The organism is Branchiibius cervicis, assembly GCF_042661605.1.
Classification (GTDB): domain Bacteria; phylum Actinomycetota; class Actinomycetes; order Actinomycetales; family Dermatophilaceae; genus Branchiibius; species Branchiibius cervicis.
In genome coordinates this window covers 108,295-125,877 of sequence record NZ_JBHSWJ010000002.1, presented here as the reverse complement: position 1 = coordinate 125,877, position 17,583 = coordinate 108,295, and the positions used below count along the sequence as shown (strand labels likewise).

17 protein-coding genes, 1 tRNA gene and 1 pseudogene are annotated in these 17,583 nt (G+C 67.3%); 5 read left to right on the top strand and 14 right to left on the bottom strand.

Translation table 11 applies throughout. The annotated features are described in order from the left end of the window. Nucleotides 1-36 precede the first annotated feature (36 nt). Complete coding sequence (locus ACFQBT_RS00870; protein WP_377819946.1) at nt 37-447, top strand: YtxH domain-containing protein; 411 nt, start codon at nt 37-39, stop codon at nt 445-447. 138 nt (nt 448-585) lie between these two features. Then, nucleotides 586-861 (top strand): HU family DNA-binding protein, encoded by a 276-nt coding sequence (locus tag ACFQBT_RS00865; protein ID WP_377819945.1) that lies wholly within the window; start codon nt 586-588, stop codon nt 859-861. Between the two features lie 73 nt (nt 862-934). Here the strand turns inward: ACFQBT_RS00865 and ACFQBT_RS00860 are convergent, their stop codons facing one another. The 3 genes from ACFQBT_RS00860 to cysK all read right to left on the bottom strand — a co-directional run bounded on the left by ACFQBT_RS00860 (nt 935) and on the right by cysK (nt 3,690). Further along, on the bottom strand, nt 935-1,906 hold the full coding sequence (locus tag ACFQBT_RS00860; protein WP_377819944.1) for a phosphotransferase: 972 nt from the start codon (nt 1,904-1,906) through the stop codon (nt 935-937). A gap of 124 nt (nt 1,907-2,030) precedes the next feature. Further along, complete coding sequence (gene epsC / locus ACFQBT_RS00855) at nt 2,031-2,636, bottom strand: serine O-acetyltransferase EpsC (protein WP_377825299.1); 606 nt, start codon at nt 2,634-2,636, stop codon at nt 2,031-2,033. A gap of 127 nt (nt 2,637-2,763) precedes the next feature. Further along, nucleotides 2,764-3,690, bottom strand: coding sequence for a cysteine synthase A (cysK, locus tag ACFQBT_RS00850; protein WP_377819943.1), 927 nt, complete (start codon nt 3,688-3,690; stop codon nt 2,764-2,766). 210 nt (nt 3,691-3,900) lie between these two features. On the opposite strand from cysK, the gene ACFQBT_RS00845 reads away from it, so the two are divergent. Continuing rightward, the gene (locus ACFQBT_RS00845; RefSeq protein WP_377819942.1) at nt 3,901-6,183 is read left to right on the top strand and encodes a (Fe-S)-binding protein; all 2,283 of its coding nucleotides are present in this window, start codon (nt 3,901-3,903) and stop codon (nt 6,181-6,183) included. 104 nt (nt 6,184-6,287) lie between these two features. On the opposite strand, the gene ACFQBT_RS00840 is transcribed toward ACFQBT_RS00845, so the two are convergent. From ACFQBT_RS00840 to dcd, 9 genes and pseudogenes are all read right to left on the bottom strand, one after another. After that, nucleotides 6,288-7,910 (bottom strand): MFS transporter, encoded by a 1,623-nt coding sequence (locus ACFQBT_RS00840; protein ID WP_377819941.1) that lies wholly within the window; start codon nt 7,908-7,910, stop codon nt 6,288-6,290. 7 nt (nt 7,911-7,917) lie between these two features. Continuing rightward, nucleotides 7,918-8,757: a PGAP1-like alpha/beta domain-containing protein gene (locus ACFQBT_RS00835; RefSeq protein ID WP_377819939.1), complete on the bottom strand. Its 840-nt coding sequence runs from the start codon at nt 8,755-8,757 to the stop codon at nt 7,918-7,920. After that, nucleotides 8,727-9,344 (bottom strand): hypothetical protein, encoded by a 618-nt coding sequence (locus ACFQBT_RS00830; RefSeq protein WP_377819938.1) that lies wholly within the window; start codon nt 9,342-9,344, stop codon nt 8,727-8,729. Before ACFQBT_RS00830 ends, ACFQBT_RS00835 begins: the two co-directional genes overlap by 31 nt. After that, on the bottom strand, nt 9,341-10,057 hold the full coding sequence (locus tag ACFQBT_RS00825) for a hypothetical protein (RefSeq protein WP_377819937.1): 717 nt from the start codon (nt 10,055-10,057) through the stop codon (nt 9,341-9,343). Before ACFQBT_RS00825 ends, ACFQBT_RS00830 begins: the two co-directional genes overlap by 4 nt. Next, entirely contained in the window at nt 10,054-10,362 is a 309-nt protein-coding gene (locus ACFQBT_RS00820) for a WXG100 family type VII secretion target (protein WP_377819936.1), read from the bottom strand. The genes ACFQBT_RS00825 and ACFQBT_RS00820 overlap by 4 nt, the downstream gene beginning before the upstream one ends. 67 nt (nt 10,363-10,429) lie before the next feature. After that, on the bottom strand, nt 10,430-12,295 hold the full coding sequence (locus ACFQBT_RS00815; protein WP_377819935.1) for an ABC transporter ATP-binding protein: 1,866 nt from the start codon (nt 12,293-12,295) through the stop codon (nt 10,430-10,432). 112 nt (nt 12,296-12,407) lie between these two features. Continuing rightward, nucleotides 12,408-14,137: pseudogene (locus ACFQBT_RS00810) on the bottom strand (ABC transporter ATP-binding protein). Between the two features lie 48 nt (nt 14,138-14,185). Beyond that, nucleotides 14,186-14,677: an alpha/beta hydrolase gene (locus ACFQBT_RS00805; protein WP_377819934.1), complete on the bottom strand. Its 492-nt coding sequence runs from the start codon at nt 14,675-14,677 to the stop codon at nt 14,186-14,188. Nucleotides 14,678-14,836: 159 nt separating this feature from the next. Continuing rightward, nucleotides 14,837-15,412 carry a dCTP deaminase gene (gene dcd / locus ACFQBT_RS00800; RefSeq protein WP_377819933.1) on the bottom strand — a complete coding sequence of 192 codons (576 nt, stop codon included), beginning with the start codon at nt 15,410-15,412 and terminating at the stop codon, nt 14,837-14,839. A 90-nt stretch (nt 15,413-15,502) separates the two neighbouring features. Between dcd and ACFQBT_RS00795 the strand changes: the two genes are divergently transcribed. Next, nucleotides 15,503-15,576, top strand: a tRNA-Gly gene (locus ACFQBT_RS00795). A gap of 25 nt (nt 15,577-15,601) precedes the next feature. Here the strand turns inward: ACFQBT_RS00795 and ACFQBT_RS00790 are convergent. Continuing rightward, nucleotides 15,602-15,937: a nuclear transport factor 2 family protein gene (locus ACFQBT_RS00790; protein ID WP_377819932.1), complete on the bottom strand. Its 336-nt coding sequence runs from the start codon at nt 15,935-15,937 to the stop codon at nt 15,602-15,604. A 26-nt stretch (nt 15,938-15,963) separates the two neighbouring features. Then, nucleotides 15,964-16,722, bottom strand: a complete 759-nt coding sequence (locus ACFQBT_RS00785; RefSeq protein WP_377819931.1) for an SDR family oxidoreductase — start codon at nt 16,720-16,722, stop codon at nt 15,964-15,966. Nucleotides 16,723-16,792: 70 nt separating this feature from the next. Between ACFQBT_RS00785 and ACFQBT_RS00780 the strand changes: the two genes are divergently transcribed. Next, on the top strand, nt 16,793-17,491 hold the full coding sequence (locus ACFQBT_RS00780) for a TetR/AcrR family transcriptional regulator (RefSeq protein ID WP_377819930.1): 699 nt from the start codon (nt 16,793-16,795) through the stop codon (nt 17,489-17,491). The last annotated feature ends 92 nt before the right edge of the window (nt 17,492-17,583 follow it).

Below are 17,583 nucleotides of genomic sequence, written 5' to 3'. Positions count from 1 at the left end.
ACTGGGACGGACCTGACGCCTTCGCAGAGGACCACCATGAACAAGCTGACACTGCTCACCGGTGCCGCCATCGGGTACGTTCTCGGCGCCCGCGCCGGACGGCAGCGTTACGAACAACTCAGAACGACGGCCGGCCGGGCGTGGCGCAGCGACGCCGTGCAGGGCCAGGTCGGGAAGGCCACGAACCAGATCAAGCAGAAGGGTCCCGAGGTCGCCGCCGCCGCCGGCCAGGCGGCCGTGCGCGGAGCCGCCGATGCGGCGAAATCTGCTCTAGCAGCAGGGTTTTCGGCCGCAACCACCAACAAGCCGAGCGGACCCGTGCTGCAGGGCGACCTGGCCGACGAGACACCGCTGGTGCGAGGCACGTACGCCGACGGGTCGTCGTACGACGCACCGGGCGAGGACGCACCGCACGAGGTCACCGAGGCGGCTGACAGCGCCCGCTGATCAAGCCCCCTACCGCCCGAAATCCGCGAAATTCCGCCGATATATGGTGGACTGTCGTCAGGACCGCAGAGTCGCGACCCTGTGGCCCGTCGTCAGGTGCCCGGCCACGGGCGCACCCGATAAGAGACAGGACCATCCATGAACCGCACTGACCTCGCGAGCACGATTGCTCAGCGCACCGGCGTCTCCGTCAAGGACGCCACTGCTGTGATCGCCGGCCTGAACGACGTCATCCTCGAGGCGATCGGCCGCGGCGAGAAGATCCAGCTGCCGGGTCTGCTGACCATCGAGCGGGTCGAGCGTTCCGCTCGTACCGGCCGCAACCCGCAGACCGGCGCCGAGATCAAGATCCCGGCGTCGCACGCGGCCAAGATCACCGCCGGCAGCAAGCTGAAGGCTGCCGCCAAGGGCTGAGACCCAGTCCGTCCGTGAAGCGCCCCGCCGGATCCGGTGGGGCGCTTCTGCATCGGCACCGGCGCGCGCCTGCTCACGAACCCGCGCGGCCGTCGTACTGTGCCAGCCGCCGATCGGTCGCGGCGATCTGTGCGGGGTTGTCGACGAATGCGAAGTAGGCGAGGTGGCACAGCCCGATGTGCACCGCGCAGGCCCGCAGCCGCACGTCGAAGAGACCGGCCTGCGGATCACTGCCGGCGAACCGCTGGCGGGCCAGGGCCGGTACGTCGTGCGCGGCCAGACCGGGATGCCACGGCGCCCAGAAATCCAGCCAGGCGATGTCGTAGAGGTAGTCGCCGGCGAAGAGGCAACCCCAGTCGAAGATCGCTTCGATACGTGAGCCGTCGGCGGCAGCGAGCACGTTGCCGTGCAACAGATCCGAGTGAACGAAGCTGCGGGGCGGCTCCACGCCGTCGACCAGCCCGTGCAGGAACTCGAGGCCCGCGTGGAACGAGTGATCCCCGGTCGGCGAGCCTGCCAGCCGTGGTGCCCATCCGCCACCGCGGGCGCTCGGGTCGTCCTGCAGGTCGGTGAGCCACTCGCGCCACGGCCGGGTGACGCCGACGATCGCCGGATCGAATGGCAGATCGAGGCCGCCGGTGTCGACGTCCGCCGGCGCAGCGGCCACTAACGGGACCGCTCGCAGCGCGTCGACCGCGTCGAAGACGTGCGGGAGAGCACGGCCCCAGGCCGACGCGTCCAGATCCTCCAGGAAGACGCCGTACCGGCGGCCGGTCACCATCGCGAACTCGTCGTCGACCGGGAAGATCGCGTACGCCGGCGGTACCGGCAGTTGCGGGCATTCCCATCCGCTGGCCAGCGCGTCCTTGGCGAAATCGTCCAGATGCGATCCGACCCTGACCACGACGGGCGCCTCGGTGCCGTCGACCAGGGCGCTGGCCGTGAACGCCCTCGACCACGCCCCGCTCCGCTCGACCGGCACCAGCGGCCCGACCAGCGGCAGGCGTTCCCGGACGGCCGCAGTCAGACGCTCGGGCGAGATCACCCTCGCAGGCTAGAAGCCTCAAGGGCGCGGCGCGAACCGTTTTCGGGCGCTCAAAGGTCGAAGACAGGCACGGAATGCCTGCCCGGACAGGGGATCCTCCCGGAACCGGAGGGCGGCCCGCAGCTCAGATGTAGACCGCCGGATCGGCGTACGGGTCCAACTCGTCCTTGCCCGGGAACCGCACGGTCGCCGGAATACCCGTGGCGACAGCGGCAGGAGGTACGTCGCGTACCACCACCGCGTTGGCCCCGATCTGTGCGGCCGGGCCGATCCAGACCGGTCCGAGCACGCGTGCTCCGGCACCGATGGTCACGCCGTCGCCCACGGTCGGGTGCCGCTTGACCTTCTGCAGCGACCGGCCGCCCAGGGTGACCCCGTGGTAAAGCATCACGTCGTCGCCGACCTCGGCGGTCTCCCCGATCACGACACCCATGCCGTGGTCGATGAAGAACCGCCGGCCGATGGTCGCGCCGGGGTGGATCTCGACCCCGGTCACGGCACGGGCCGTCTGCGCGGCGAGACGCGCCGGCAGCCGCCAGCGACCGCCGCGCTGCCACATCCCGTGCGCCACCCGGTGCGCCCAGATCGCCTGCAGCCCCGGAGAGGTCAACGCCATCTCCACACGGCCGCCCGAGGCAGCAGGATCACGCTCGATCGCCGCGTCCAGGTCCTCGACCGCACGAGCCCGGGCACGGCGTACCCGACCCAGCACGCCACGCGCGGCAGGCAACGCAGCCGGGTGCTCCGCGACCGGCTCGGGATCACCGAACCGCCCCGGCCCCGAGGGCTGTTCACCTGTCGACGTGCCGTGGTCGACCGCCTCGGCGCGCAGGCGGCGGGTCAGGTGGAGGCTCAACTCAGTCGACCAGACCCTCGAAAAGGATCGTCGACAGGTAGCGCTCGCCGAAGGAGGGGATGATCACGACGATCGTCTTGCCCGCGTTCTCGGGGCGGGTGGCGACCTGGTTCGCGGCTGCCAGCGCGGCGCCGGAGGAAAGCCCGACCAGCAGACCCTCCTGTGTCGCCGCCTTGCGGGCCCACTCCACCGAGGTCTGGGCGTTGACGTCGATGACCTCGTCGTAGATGTCGGTGTTCAGGATCTCCGGCACGAAGTTGGCGCCGATACCCTGGATCTTGTGCGGGCCGGGCTCACCGCCGTTCAGGATCGGCGACTCCTCGGGCTCCACGGCGATGATCTGGACCGAGGGCTTGCGGGCTTTCAGGACCTCGCCGACACCTGTGATGGTGCCGCCGGTGCCGATGCCGGCCACGACGATGTCGACTTCGCCGTCGGTGTCCTTCCAGATCTCCTCGGCCGTGGTCTGACGGTGGATTTCGGGGTTGGCGGCGTTGGCGAACTGGCGGGCAAGTACCGCGCCCCGCTCCTTGACGATCTCGTCCGCCTTGTTGACGGCGCCCTTCATTCCCTCCGAGCCCGGGGTCAGCACCAGTTCGGCACCGAAAGCGCGCAGGAGGGCCCGGCGCTCCTTGCTCATGGTCTCCGGCATCGCCAGCACGACCTTGTAGCCCTTGGCCGCGCCGACCATGGCGAGCGCGATGCCGGTGTTGCCCGAGGTGGCTTCGACGATGGTCCCGCCCGGCTTGAGCTCACCGCTGTCCTCGGCGGCCTTGATGATCGCTGCTCCGATGCGGTCCTTCACCGAGGCACCGGGGTTGCTGTACTCCAACTTCGCCGCGACGATCGCGTCGGAGTCGATGAGGCGGTTGATCCGGACCAGCGGCGTGTTACCGATGGCCTGGGTGACGTCGTCGAGAATCGGCATTGCAGGTCCTTCTCAGCTGAGGCGCAGCACACAACATCCGCCGCGCGGGTTCGTTATAGACATTCCAACACTGTGTTATTGATCGCGCAAACCAATCCCGCACATCGGGCCATCGAGGCGCCTTCCGCCCACCCGGGCCGGGGCGCCGACCAGCGCGGTACACCGCCGATCGGAAGTTACTGGCGGGTAGCGGGTGTCTAGACTATCCCCATGTCAGCACTGCAGATCGTGGCCGCAATCATCGCGCTCGGCCTGAGCGCGATCGCCGTCGTTATGGTCGCGCGCACTGTCGTGGGAATGATCGCCACCTTCCGCGTCGGCCGGCCGGAATCCCGGTCGGATCACCCGGCCGCGCGCACCCGCACGCTGGTGCGGGAGTTCCTGGGTCACACCCGGATGTCGCGGTTGCCGGTGGTCGCCGCAGCGCACTGGATCACGATGATCTCCTTCATCGTGCTGTCCCTTGCGGTCCTGCAGTCCTACTTCCAGATCTTCAAACCCGATTTCGTGCTGCCGATCATCGGGCACTTCTTCCCGTGGGGCTGGATCGTCGACCTGTTGGGGTGGTTCGGCCTGATCGGGATCACGGTCCTGATCCTCAACCGGGTCAAGCGCCACCCGGCGCGAGCACCGGGCAAGGACGGGCGTTACTCGCGGTTCTTCGGCTCGACGTTCTGGCAGGCCTACTTCGTCGAGATCGTCATCCTGGTCGAGATCCTGTGCGTGCTGACGCTGCGAGGACTGGAATACGCGCTCGAGTCCCACGAGGGAGACACTGCCGCGGATGCGCTGCACTACCCGCTGACCGGGTGGTACGGCCAATGGCTGACGCACCTGTCCACGGACAGCCTCAAGCAACTGATCATCGTGATCTCCGCCATCAAGATCATCACCGCGATGGTCTGGATCATGGTCATCGCCAGCAACGTCACGATGGGCGTGGCCTGGCACCGTTTCCTGGCGTTCTTCAACATCTGGTTCAAGCGCCACCCCAAGGGACGTACTTCTCTGGCCGCTCTGCAGCCGATGAAGGTCGACGGCCAGGTCGTGACCATGGAGGCGCTGGAGGACCTCGACGAAGACGCCACGCTGGGGGTCGGCAAGGTCGAGGAGTTCACCTGGAAGGGCCTGCTGGACTTCTCCACCTGCACCGAGTGCGGCCGCTGCCAGAGCCAGTGCCCGGCCTGGAACACCGAGAAGCCGCTGTCGCCCAAGCTGCTGATCATGACGCTGCGCGAACACGCCAACGCCAAAGCGCCCTACCTCAAGGCGGCGCAGGACGCCCGCGCCGGTCTACCGGAAGCGACCACCGCGCTCGCCGAGCTGCCGCTGGTCGGCGAGACCGGGTACGACGTCCTGAACCCCCTGACCGCATACAACCCGCACGGCCCGGATGCCGTCATCGACCAGGACGTGCTGTGGTCGTGTACGACGTGCGGTGCCTGCGTGGAGCAGTGCCCCGTGGACATCGAGCATGTCGACCACATCGTCGACATGCGCCGCTACCAGACCCTCATCGAATCGGCCTTTCCCAGCGAGCTGGGCGGCCTCTTCAAAAACCTCGAGGGCAAGGGCAATCCGTGGGGGATGTCGCCGCGCGCCCGCTTGGACTGGGCCAAGGGACTGCCTTTCGAGGTCAAGGTCTTCGGCCAGGACGTGGAGAACCTCTCCGAGGTGGACTACCTGTTCTGGGTCGGCTGCGCCGGTGCGTACGAGGACCGCGCCAAGAAGACCACCCGCGCCGTCGCGGAGTTGTTGGACACCGCCGGAGTCAGCTTCGCCGTCCTCGGCGACGGGGAGTCCTGCACCGGTGACTCCGCCCGCCGCGCGGGCAACGAGATGTTGTTCCAGGCCCTCGCCAGCCAGAACGTCGAGACGCTGAACGAGGCCGGTGCAACCAAGATCGTGGTGACCTGCCCGCACTGCTTCAACACGCTGAAGAACGAATACCCCCAGCTGGGCGGCGAATACGAGGTCGTACACCACACGCAACTGCTGAACCGTCTCGTACGCGACAAGCGCCTCGTGCCGGTTGCCCGCCCGGACGAGGCCGACGTGTCCGGCGCCGCCTCCACCGCCCCCAGCGTGACCTACCACGACCCGTGCTACTTGGGCCGGCACAACGGCGTCTACGCACCGCCGCGCGAACTCATCGGCTCCCTGCCGGGTGTCGAGCTGCGCGAGATGGAGCGCGCGGGCGAGAAGTCCTTCTGCTGCGGTGCCGGTGGCGCTCGGATGTGGATGGAGGAAAAGCTGGGCTCGCGGATCAACCTCAACCGCACCAAGGAGGCCGTGGCCACCGGAGCGGACCGCATCGCGATCGGTTGCCCGTTCTGCCGGGTGATGATCACCGACGGACTCACTGCGCAGCAGGCCAGCGGCGATGCCCGCCCCGAGGTCGAGGTCGTGGACGTCGCCAACATGCTGCTGGCCGCCGTACGCCGGGGCCAGAGTCCCGAACCCGAGCTGGAGTCCGCGGCAGCGCAGGCCTGAGCCCTCGCCTCGACAGGGTTTGGAACACGCTGCACCACCGCAGCGCCGCCGGAGGGCACCGCCTTCCAAAGCCCGGGTAGTCGATCGGCGCAAGATCCTCGAGGTCAGGTGTGCGGCGGATGGTGCAGGTCGACCGCGAAGAACCGTCGCTCGTGCCACTGCCCGTCGGTCGTGCAACTGAGGGCGGTCACGACCGCATCGTGATCGTAGCCAGTCCATCGTTCGGCGTGCTGACGCTCGTACTCCACCCAGGACTCCACGACGAACTGCTCGATGAGCAGCCCTTCCCGGTCGCCGCTGCGGTACAGCCGCCAGGCCCGTCCTCCCGAACGGCTGCGGGCGCGACGGACCACGCGCATTGCTTCGGTGAAGCGGGCGAAGTGGTCCGGTCGCACCTGGTAGCTGATCGACACCAGCACCGGGCCGTCGTCCGGGCGCGGCTCGAAGATCAGCGTGGGTGTCGCCCAGGCCGTCGACAGTGCCCGATCGAGCCGGCCGGTCATCGGATCCATCGGTAGGACAACGACACTCAGCGCGGCCAGGAGGAGACAACCGGCCGCGACGAACAGTGCCGTCGAGAGTCCGGCCTTGGACGCCAGGGCTCCCCACACCAGCGCACCGATCGACTGCGACCCCATGAAGACCATCAGGTAGACGGCCATGCCGCGAGCGCGGACCCATGCCGGCAGCGTCAGCTGAAGACCGGCGTTCAAGGTCGTCAAGGTCCCGATCCAGGCGATCCCGGCGAAGAGCAGGATGATCAGGGCCAGCCACAACGGTGCACTGGCCGCCGCCGCGGTGGCCGCGCCGAAGACCAGGGCCGAACCGGCCAGAAGGACGTTGGGCGGCAGCTTGCGCAAGGTCGGCATCAGCGCCGCACCGAGCAGCGCTCCGATGCCCAGCACACCCAGCACCACGCCGTACCCGCCGGAGCCCAGCCCCCAGCGGCGGGCGGACAGCGGCAGCAGCGACCACAGCGCGGAGCCGGGAAAGGCGAACAGGGCGGACCGCACCAGGATTCGCTTGACCGTGGGCGCCGCGACCACGTAACGCAACCCGATCCACATCGACGTGGTGAGGTGCTCGCGTTCGAAGAGCCGACGGTCCGGCGGGCGTTTCCAGCGCCACAGGCTCCACAGCAGGACCACGAAGGACAGCGCGTTCAGTGCGAACACCGCCCCCGGGCCGCCGGCCGCCACGAGCAGACCGCCGATCGCCGGCCCGATGGCCCGCGCCGCGTTCACCGTGATCGAGCCCAGCGACGAGGCCGCAGAGATTTGTTCGCGAGGCACCAACTCCGGCTGGATGGCCTGCCAGGCCGGCGCAGTCAACGCACTGCCTGCTCCGAGCAGGAAGGTGATGGCCAGCAGCAGTGCGGGGGTGAGCACGTCCGCCCAGGCCAGCACCGCAAGCAACAGCGCCATCACAGCTGAATAGATGGACAGGCCGATCAACAGGCGGCGACGATCGTAGCTGTCGGCGAAGACCCCGCCCGGCAACGACAACAGCAGAGTCGGCGCCATACTCGCGGTCTGCACCAGCGCGATGATCGTGGGACTGGCCGAGCGCTCCACGAGGAACCATTGGGATCCGACCGTCGCCATCCACATGCCGATGTTGGAGATCAGCTGGGCGATGAACAGGCTGCGGTAAAGACTGTTGCGCAACGGTGCCCACGCCGACTCGGCAGACCCCTGCGAAGCGTCCGAGGAGTCGGCAGTGCTCATCCCACCACTATGAAGGGCGTTGCAGTTCAAAGGTGTAGGTCGTGGCGGTCCCGCCCAGGAAGACCCCGTCCGCCCGCCGGTAGAAATCTTGCGCGGCGATGACGTCGGTGTCGTGGCCCAGCAACGCGTGGGCCCGCTCGGCGTAGCCGTGGGAGTTGTGCGTCGCGAAGTTGTTTGCGGCATCCGCCGGCGCCGCGCAGCTGATCTGCGCCTGGTTGATCCTGTCGGCCGTGTCCTGGTTGTCCGCATGGTGCACCACGTCGCCGTTGATCCCGACGTCCAACCCGTTCACCTGCGCCGGCAGAGCCATCCCGGTGACCGGCGCGGCAAAGGTCACCACTTCGCGGATGTTCAGCTCCTTGGCCAGTTGCGGATCGTGAGCCATGCTGGCAGCGAGAATGCCGCCCTGGCTGTGCCCGGTGAGCATGACCGGCTCGCTGCCCGGTTGCACACCGGCTTGTCGTTGCGCCGAGGAAAGCGCCTGTTGCACAGCTGGTTTGAGAGTCGACGACATCCCGGCCATCAGCCGGAGGTTCGCGGTGAGGTCGGCCGGGTTCTCCTGGGAGACCGGCGACCACTGAGCCGTCCCCGGGATACTCACGATCCACGCACCCGTGCCGTCGGGTTGCTGGACATGACGCACCAGGATGCGCTCGCGGTCCGCCGGTGACTTGCCGGCGACGTTGATGTCGTCGACCAGACCGCCGAGATCCGTCGGCCCGGCGCCGGTCGGAACACGGGACGGGATCTGGTTGACGGTCAGCGGGTTTGAGTCCTTGAAAAGACCGAGCACCTCACCGGTTGTCACGATCCCGGTCAGTTGTTGCTCGGTGGACAGCAACTCCATGCCGGGGGATTCAGCGAGGTGTGCAGCAGCAGCACCAGGTTGCCGGTCAGGCCCTCTGTGCCGGGGATGATGTCGTGGTCGATGCCGACCTGCCGGGCGCCATAGTTGACGACGGTGCCGACCAGTTCGTACGGCACCGACACCGGCAGCATGGCCTGTTGCACACGCAGCATCAGCTCCCGGGTAGCGGCCTCCCGCGCGTCGTAGAGGTCCGCGGCCAGGCGCACCAACCGGGCCAGTGTCTCGATGCGCAGGGTCAACGCACCGACACCGGTCGGCCCCGCCGTCAGTGCCGCCGCCTGGCAGGTGATGTCCGCGGCTGAACCGGGCGACAGGACGGCACCGGTCACCGGCAACCGCAGCAGCACCGCCGTCAGCCTGATCACCGTGTCGCGGGCGACATCGCCGCTGCGATCGAGCAGATCGGCCGCAGTCCGTAGACCGGCCGTGTCGGCCGCGACGGACTGCGAACCGCCGCTGCTGGTGCAGAACCCGGCACCGTCGGCAGGCGCCGTGAGCGGTGGGCGGGTCGGTCGTGGCTGACCGGGGACCCCGGCGAACAGGTGATGGGTGTCGATGTCGCTCATGCCGCCTCCCTTGTGAAGATGGGGTCGCAGATGGCGTTCAACATGGCTTGCAGGGACAACGCGCTCACCGGCTCGCACATCAGCTCCCCTTGTCCGGCCGGTGAGAGCAATCCCCATCCGGAGCGCAACGCGATGGCGTTGAGCATGCACACGACCGCACCCGGCAACCCCTCTGACCGAAGTTGCTGAGCGGTTCCGATACCGGCCGCGCCGACCTGTCCCGGGCCTAGCACGGTGACGGTCAGTTGGCCGCTGGCACCGAAGGCGAAGTCCCGCAACCACTGCGGGACGAGCTCCCACCCCGTGAGCCCGAGCGCGGCGTCGACCCGTGCGGGATCAGCGCAGCGGATCGCCTCGGCGACCAGCAGCGCATCTGCTGCATCGATCGGACCGTGCGTCGTCACCGGGAGGCAGTCGCTGAACCGCAGTTCGGCGTCGGTCTCGATGGTCAGCTGCAGATCGATGAGTTCGGTCACCAAGGACCACGCCGGGCCGCTGCCGATCAGGGCTGACGGGATCCGATGCGGCAGGCCGCCGCCGGGAGGCAAGCTGAATCGTACTGAGTCGTATTCACGTTCGCGTCCGCCGGCCAGCACAACCTCCGTCGCCGCGGCCGTGTGCGCACTGGCCACCAGGAACGTACGCCGCTGCGCACCGATCAGGGAAAGAGCGTCCCACCAGGTCAGGTCCGACTCACGGACCAGATCGCTCACGACGCTCCGCCCGGAAGCAACAAACGCACCGGACTGACGACCTGGGTCAGTCCCGTGAGGAAGCTCTCGTGATCCTCGACGTGCCGAGCGTGGGACAGCAGTGTGTCGTGCAGCCGCTCCAGGTCGCCCGACAGCCGGCGGTAGTCGTCGCAACCCTCCCGTAGCTTCGAATGGTATTGCGCTGCAGCCGAACCCGACCAGTGCACTGTCGCGCGCCCGGCGACCCGAACCCCTTCGTCGCGTAAGTCTTGCGCCATCGTGGCCACTGCGCGTGCCACCTCGCGAATGGTCTGTGCATCGTCCATGCGAGGAACGCTAGGCAACCGCGGGGTAGGCGCGCAGAGCTCGGCTACCGCAGCTGTGGACAACCCCTCAGACGGTGACGGACTCGTCCTCGTCGGTGACGGCGGCACCTTCGAACTGCGCCATGTAGAGGTTGTAGTAGGCGCCACCGGCCGCGAGCAACGCCTCGTGACTGCCTTGCTCGACGATGCTGCCGTCCTCCATCACCAGGATGGTGTCGGCGTCCCGGATCGTCGAAAGCCGGTGTGCGATCACGAAACTCGTGCGGTCGGAGCGCAATGCCGTCATGGCGTCCTGCAACATGACCTCTGTGCGCGTGTCCACCGAACTCGTGGCCTCGTCCAGGATCAACAACGCCGGGTCGGCCAGGAACGCCCGGGCGATGGTGATCAGCTGGCGCTCCCCGACCGACAAGTTGGCCGCTTCGTCGTCGATCACCGTGTCGTAGCCATCGGGCAGCGACCGCACGAACCGATCCACGAACGTCGCTTGCGCAGCGGCCATGATCTCGTCCTCGGTCGCGTCGAGCCGGCCGTAGGCGATGTTCTCGCGGATCGTCCCGCCGAACAACCAGGTGTCCTGCAGCACCATGGCGATCCGGGACCGTAGCGCGGCCCGGGGCACCGACGCGATGTCCACGTCGTCCAATGAGATCCGACCGCTGTCGATGTCGTAGAAGCGCATCACCAGGTTGACCAGAGTCGTCTTCCCGGCACCGGTGGGGCCGACGATCGCGACGGTCTCACCCGGCTGCACGCTCAGGTTGAGGTCGTGGATGAGTGGCTTGGCCGCGTCGTACCCGAAGGTGACGTCCTCGAAGGTGATCTTGCCGCGCACGTCCGGCAGGTGGCCCTGCGCGTCGGCGGGCTCGTCGGGGGCGTCCAGGACCTCGAACACCCGCTCGGCGCTGGCGACTCCGGACTGCATCAGGTTGACCATCGACGCCAACTGGGTCAGCGGCTGGGTGAGTTGGCGGGTGTACTGCACGAAGGCCGTCACGTTGCCCAGCGTCATGGACCCGGCGGCCACCTGCAGCCCGCCCAGAACGCACACCGCGACGTACTGCAGGTTGCCGACGAACATCATGATCGGCATCATCAGCCCGCTGATGAACTGGGCCTTCCAGCTCACGTCGGCCAGTTTGTCGTTGGTGGTCTTGAACGCTGCCTCGACCTCCGGGCCGCGGCCGAACACCTTGACCAGTTCGTGCGCGGTGAAAGTCTCCTCGATGCGGGCATTGAGCTGGCCGGTGGTGGCCCACTGAGCCACGAAGAGTTTCTGCGAGCGCTTCATGATCTGGCCGGTGAGCACCAGGATCACCGGAATCACCAGCAGCGCGATGAGCGTCAGCCACCACGAGATCGTGAACATCATGATGATCACACCGACAACGGTCAGCAGATTGACCAACAGCTGGCTCAGGGTCTGCTGCATCGACTGACCGATGTTGTCGATGTCGTTGGTGACCCGGGAGAGCAACTCACCGCGCGGGCGCGAGTCGAGGTACTTCAACGGCAAGACGTTGATCTTGTCCTCGACGTCCTTGCGCAGCCGGTTCATGGTCTGCTGCACGGCGTAGTTCAGCAACCGCGCCTGGATGAATTGCATCGCACCGGCGAGCAGGTAGAGGCCGAGCACGATGAGCAGGATCGTGCCCACGGCACCGAAATCGATCCCGGCGCCGGGTACGAAGTGCTCCATCTTGGCGATCATGTCGGCGAAGGTGTTCTCACCTCTCGCGCGTAGACCGTCCACCACCTGCTGCTGGGTCGTGCCGGCGGGAACACGGACGGCCTTGCTGACCGCACCGCTGAAGATGCGGTCCACCGCCATGCCGAGCACCCGGGGCCCGACGACACTCAGCGCGACCGAGCCGATGGACAACAACAGGATCGCAATCAGCGAAACCCGGTGTGGCGCCAGCAGTTTGAACAACCGGACGGCAGAACCCTTGAAGTCCTTGGTCTTCTCCCCGGGCCGACGCCCATCCCCGGGCCCCGGGTCGGACGGGTCGGCGGGCGCTGCGTAGTGGTGTCCTCCTCGTCACTCACGCCGCATCCACCCCCAGCTGGGACTGCACGATCTCGCGGTACGGCGTGCAGCCGGCCAACAGCTCCTCGTGCGTCCCGAGGCCGACGGACTGACCGTCCTCCAGGACCAGGATCTGATCGGCCTCGGTGATCGTCGAAACCCGTTGCGCGACGATGAAAACCGTGGCCTCGCGCGTGACCGGCTTCAGCGCGGTGCGCAACCGGCGGTCGGTCTGCAGATCCAGCGCGGAGAACGAGTCGTCGAACAGGTAGATCCGCGGCTGGGCGACCAGTGCCCGCGCGATGCACAGTCGTTGCCGCTGCCCGCCGGAGACGTTGGTGCCCCCTGGGAGATCGGCGCCTCGAGTCCACCGTCGAGCTTGCGCACGAAGTCCGCCGCCTGGGCGACCTCGAGGGCGTGCCACAACTCCTCGATCGTCGCGTGCGGGTTGCCGTACCTCAGGTTGCTGGCAACGGTCCCGGTGAACAGGTAACCCTTCTGCGGGACGATGCCGATGTGCCCCCACAACTGGGTGGGCTCGAGGTCGCGGACGTCGACTCCGTCGACCAGGACCGACCCGTCCGTGGCGTCGAACAATCGCGCGATCAGCGACAGCAATGTCGACTTGCCCGAGCCGGTCGAACCCATGATCGCGATCGTCTGCCCCGGTCGAGCGGACAGCGAAATGTCCTGCAGTACCGGCGCATCCGCTCCCGGGTACTGCATCGAGGCATGGCGGAGTTCCACCTCTCCGCGCAACCGCGACGGGGTGATCGGGTGCGCGGGCGGGACGACTGAGGGCTCGGTGTCCAACACCTGGGTGATCCGGTCGGCGGACACCGAGGCCCGCGGGATCATCATGAACATGAAGGTCGCCATCATGACGGCCATCAGGATCTGGATCAGATAGGTCATGTAGGCCGACAAACTGCCGATCTCGACGTCCCCGGCATCGACCTGGTGGGCACCGAACCACCAGACCCCCACCGTGGAGAGGTTCATGATCGTGAAGACGATGGGAAACATCGACATCATCAGCCGGCCCACCCGGATCGAGGAGTCGGTCAGCTCATCGGTCGCGACCCCGAACCGCGCGGTCTCGAACGGCTCCCTGGTGAACGCCCGGATGACTCGGACGCCGGTGAGGTGCTCGCGCAGGATCCGGTTGACGGTGTCGAGCCGGGCTTGCACCATCCGGAAGCCGGGCACCATCTTGCGCACCACCAGGGCGATGGCCACCCCCATGATCCCGACCGCTAGCGCCATCAGCCAGGACAATCCCGGGTCGGTGCGTACCGACATGATGATCCCGCCGGCCATCATGATCGGCGCCGACACCATCAAGGTCGCGCCCATCAGCACCAGGAGCTGCACCTGCTGGACGTCGTTGGTGCTGCGAGTGATCAGCGACGGCGCGCCGAACGTGTTGACTTCGCGGGCCGAGAACCGACCGACGGCGTGGAAGACGCTCCCCCGGATGTCCCGGCCGACCGACATCGCGAGGCGGGCGCCGATGTAGGCCGCCCCGATCGCGGCGAACACCTGCACCACGCTGATCGCCAACATGATGCCGCCGGTGTGCGTGATGTAGCCGGAGTCGCCGCGGGCAATGCCCTTGTCGATGATGTCGGCGTTCAGGGTCGGCAGGTAGAGGTTGGCCGCGACGCTGATCAACTGCAACACGATCAGGGCCGCGACGTACCCCAGGTAGGGCGCGAGACTGTCCCGGATGAGTCGCAGCAGCATGGTCCCTGCAGCATATGGATCGCTACCGACAGATTGCTATGCGGATTGTCATACCCCGCCCAACCGGGCCGACAGGAACGCGGCGGTCCGGGCGTGCCACTGGGTGGGCCGACGCAGCATCGCGTGACCGTCGTGGATGCTCTCGAAGGTGGCGTCCCCGCCCAGAGCCTCCACGCGGCGTACCAGCTCCTCGGAGGTGCGCGCATCGGTCACCCGGTCCTCGTCCCCGTGCAGGACCAGCAACGGGGTGCCGGCGAAGGACGCCGCCGGGTACCCCTCGGCATACCAGGGCGCCAAGCCGACCACCGCTCGCACCCGCTCATCGGGCGCTAGTTCCAACGCGACCCGGCCGCCCATCGAGTGACCGACGAGAGCGATGGGTACGCCGGGGTGGCGCCGGCCCAGCTCGTCCAGGGCCCAGCGCGCATCGAGGACCGGGGATCGACGTACGCCGTTCCAGCCCTTCACCGCGTAACGCAACACGGCGGGGTGCACCAGACCGTGAGTACGCCGCCGCAGCGCCGCCGCGAACGGGACCATGACCAGGATCGGCGGATGCAGGCGACCGACCTCGTGGTCGCTGAACGGCGAACCCCGTGGAGCATCAGGGCGATGGCATCGCCGGGGGCGACCTTGCGCGGCACGCTCAAATAGGCGTTTGCGCCGTCATGGGCCGGACCGGTGAGAGACCGGCGCCGGTCAGACATCCGACTTGTGGAAATTCTGGTAGGAGCGGCTGGCGGTCGGACCGCGCTGGCCCTGGTAGTGGGAGCCGTACTTCGCTGAGCCGTAGGGGTTTTCGGCGGGCGAGGACAACTGGAAGAAGCACAGCTGACCGATCTTCATGCCCGGCCACAGTTTGATCGGCAGGGTCGCCACGTTGGACAGTTCCAACGTGACGTGCCCACTGAAGCCGGGATCGACGAACCCGGCCGTTGCGTGGGTGAGCAACCCGAGACGACCCAGACTGGACTTGCCCTCCACACGTGCGGCGACGTCGTCGGGCAGGCTGACCTGCTCGTACGTCGAGCCGAGGACGAACTCCCCCGGGTGCAGCACGAAGGGCTCGCCATCAGCGCATTCGTGCGCCCGGGTCAGCTCCTCCTGCTCGGCCGCGGGGTCGATGAAGGGGTACTTGTGGTTGTCGAACAGCCGGAAGTAGCGGTCGAGACGGATGTCGATACTCGAGGGCTGGATCATCCCCGGGTCGAACGGGTCCAGCGCGACCCGGCCGGCATCGATCTGGGCGCGGATGTCGCGATCAGAGAGCAGCACCCGCTCAACCTACCCTGCGTTTCGATGATCAACGGCTCGCGGGTTAGACTCTCGCACTGGCTGGTCGGGGCGATCCTCCGGCCGCCGTACGCGGGCGTAGCTCAATGGTAGAGCGCCAGCTTCCCAAGCTGGACACGCGAGTTCGATTCTCGTCGCCCGCTCCAACCATCAAGCCCGCCCGCGCGGCCGCTAGTGCTCCGGCGGGATCACGAAGCTGGCGAGGTGCTCACCGTCCACGGTGAAGATACCGGTGGACTCTCCGGTAAAGACGCTGCTGCGCCAGTCGAATCGGACGGTGGTGACAGCGCCCTCAGTCTTGGCTGAGCGAATCTGCATCTGGGCGCCAGCGCCGATCGCGTCCGAGCCGGCCCACTGGCGGACCCGCTGCGAGCCGCGGTATTCCGTGCCCCAATCGCTGATCAGGCCGTCGGGGAGGAAGAGGGCCACGAACCCCTCTGTATCCGCTTCGTTGATCGCGGCGACAAATGCCGAGACCGGTGCAGGTACGTCGATCTGCTCAGTCATGCTCGCTCCTTGCGTGAGGTGGGGATTCAGCGGGTGGTGTAGCCACCGTTGGGGAAGAGGATCTGACCGGTCAGCCAGCCGCCATCGGTCGCCAGGAACAGCACGATTGGCGCGATATCTTCGATCTCGGTGAGCCGGTTGCCCATGGCCTGCGATTTGTGGAACTCAACGCGCTCCGGGGTCTCCTGGCCGTAGAAGAACGGGGTGTCCATCGGGCCGGGGGCGATCACGTTGACCGAGATCATTCGGTCGGCGAATTCCTTGGCTGCGGCCCGGGTGAAGTCCTCGACGGGGGCCTTACCGCCCGCGTAGGTGGAGTAACCGTCGGTGAAGGCGTTCAGCAGCGAGGTCGCAATCGTGATGATCCGGCCACCATCGGCCAATCGCTTGCCGGCCTCCTGGATGAAGAAATACGCAGCCTTGGCGTTGATGTCGAACATCGCGTCGTACTCGTCTTCGGTGGTCTCGACGATCGGCTTGCGCAGCACCTTGCCAACGGTGTTGATCGCGACGTCGATCATGCCGAGTGCTGCTTCGGCGTCGGCGAAGAGCGTCGCGACATTCGCCGGGACAGTCAGGTCACCGGTCAGCAGGACGCCCTTGCCGCCAGCCTCCTGCACCGCGGCCAAAGTCTTCTCGGCCTCGGGTCGGGTCTCGGGCGAGTTGTAGTGGATGGCCACGTTGGCACCAGCCTTCGCTGCGTCGCGGCTGATCAGCCCGCCCAAGTTCTTAGCGCCTGCTGCCACCAGGACGTTCTTGCCGGTCAAGTCGTATGAGTTGGCCATGGGTTCTCCTCGTTATCTATCTCGCTGCTACACCATGTGTGTATCACTTAGATACTGTTAATGTAGCACTGTGATAGAGACCGTCAAGTCGGCGTCCCCCGGCAACCGGGACCAACTCCTGGACGCCGCTGCTGCGCGCATCGAAGCCCACCCCGGGGAGGAGCTCTCGCTGCGCGCCGTGTGTGCCGATGTCGGCGTGAAGATGCCGACGCTCTATCACTACTTCGGCTCCAAACAGGGCTTGGTCGATGCCGTCGTGGCTCGCCACTTCGAGCGGTACCGCGCTCTCAAGGCTGAGCAGAAACCGTCGTCCAATGCCATCGATGACATCTCCGCCGGCTGGGATCAGCACGTCGAATTCGGGCTAAGAAGCCCCGCGATCTACGCGTTGATGTGGCAGGTCGTACCCGGGCATCGCACGCCTGCCGCGGAGCAGGCGCTCGCGGCACTCCTGCAGCAAACCCGCCGGGCGGCGGCGACGGGGCGACTGGTCGTCAGCGCCGAGGAGGCGGCCGACCACGTGCTGTCCTCCTGCGTGGGCGTCACGCTCTTCCTCATCACGTCCGCGGATCACCCGGCCGGACTGTCCGACCAGGTGCGGGACGCCACGGTAGCCGCGATCACCGGTCAGGCAATCGAGCGGGACCGCGTCGCGCCGGCGCAGCTGGCCGCAGACCTCGCCTCAGCCCTGCGAGCCAGCCCCCGCGACGCACTCGGCGCCGAGGAGAACGCCCTGTTGATTCGCTGGCTGGACACCATCTCGCGCTGAAACGGTGCGAAATGAATCACATCGAGACAAAATGCGCCAGTCTGCCGCATGCGCGAAGGCGACGGCTCTAGGGTTTTGCCCGACAGCTTGAG

Coding starts and splice junctions, on each gene's coding strand:
- ACFQBT_RS00830 (WP_377819938.1), bottom strand. CDS start 9,344: ATGAGCGACATCGACACCCATCACCTGTTCGCCGGGGTCCCCGGTCAG.
- ACFQBT_RS00785 (WP_377819931.1), bottom strand. CDS start 16,722: ATGGCCAACTCATACGACTTGACCGGCAAGAACGTCCTGGTGGCAGCA.
- ACFQBT_RS00805 (WP_377819934.1), bottom strand. CDS start 14,677: ATGGTCCCGTTCGCGGCGGCGCTGCGGCGGCGTACTCACGGTCTGGTG.
- ACFQBT_RS00870 (WP_377819946.1), top strand. CDS start 37: ATGAACAAGCTGACACTGCTCACCGGTGCCGCCATCGGGTACGTTCTC.
- ACFQBT_RS00835 (WP_377819939.1), bottom strand. CDS start 8,757: ATGGAGTTGCTGTCCACCGAGCAACAACTGACCGGGATCGTGACAACC.
- ACFQBT_RS00790 (WP_377819932.1), bottom strand. CDS start 15,937: ATGACTGAGCAGATCGACGTACCTGCACCGGTCTCGGCATTTGTCGCC.
- ACFQBT_RS00865 (WP_377819945.1), top strand. CDS start 586: ATGAACCGCACTGACCTCGCGAGCACGATTGCTCAGCGCACCGGCGTC.
- ACFQBT_RS00840 (WP_377819941.1), bottom strand. CDS start 7,910: ATGAGCACTGCCGACTCCTCGGACGCTTCGCAGGGGTCTGCCGAGTCG.
- ACFQBT_RS00845 (WP_377819942.1), top strand. CDS start 3,901: ATGTCAGCACTGCAGATCGTGGCCGCAATCATCGCGCTCGGCCTGAGC.
- cysK (WP_377819943.1), bottom strand. CDS start 3,690: ATGCCGATTCTCGACGACGTCACCCAGGCCATCGGTAACACGCCGCTG.
- ACFQBT_RS00820 (WP_377819936.1), bottom strand. CDS start 10,362: ATGGACGATGCACAGACCATTCGCGAGGTGGCACGCGCAGTGGCCACG.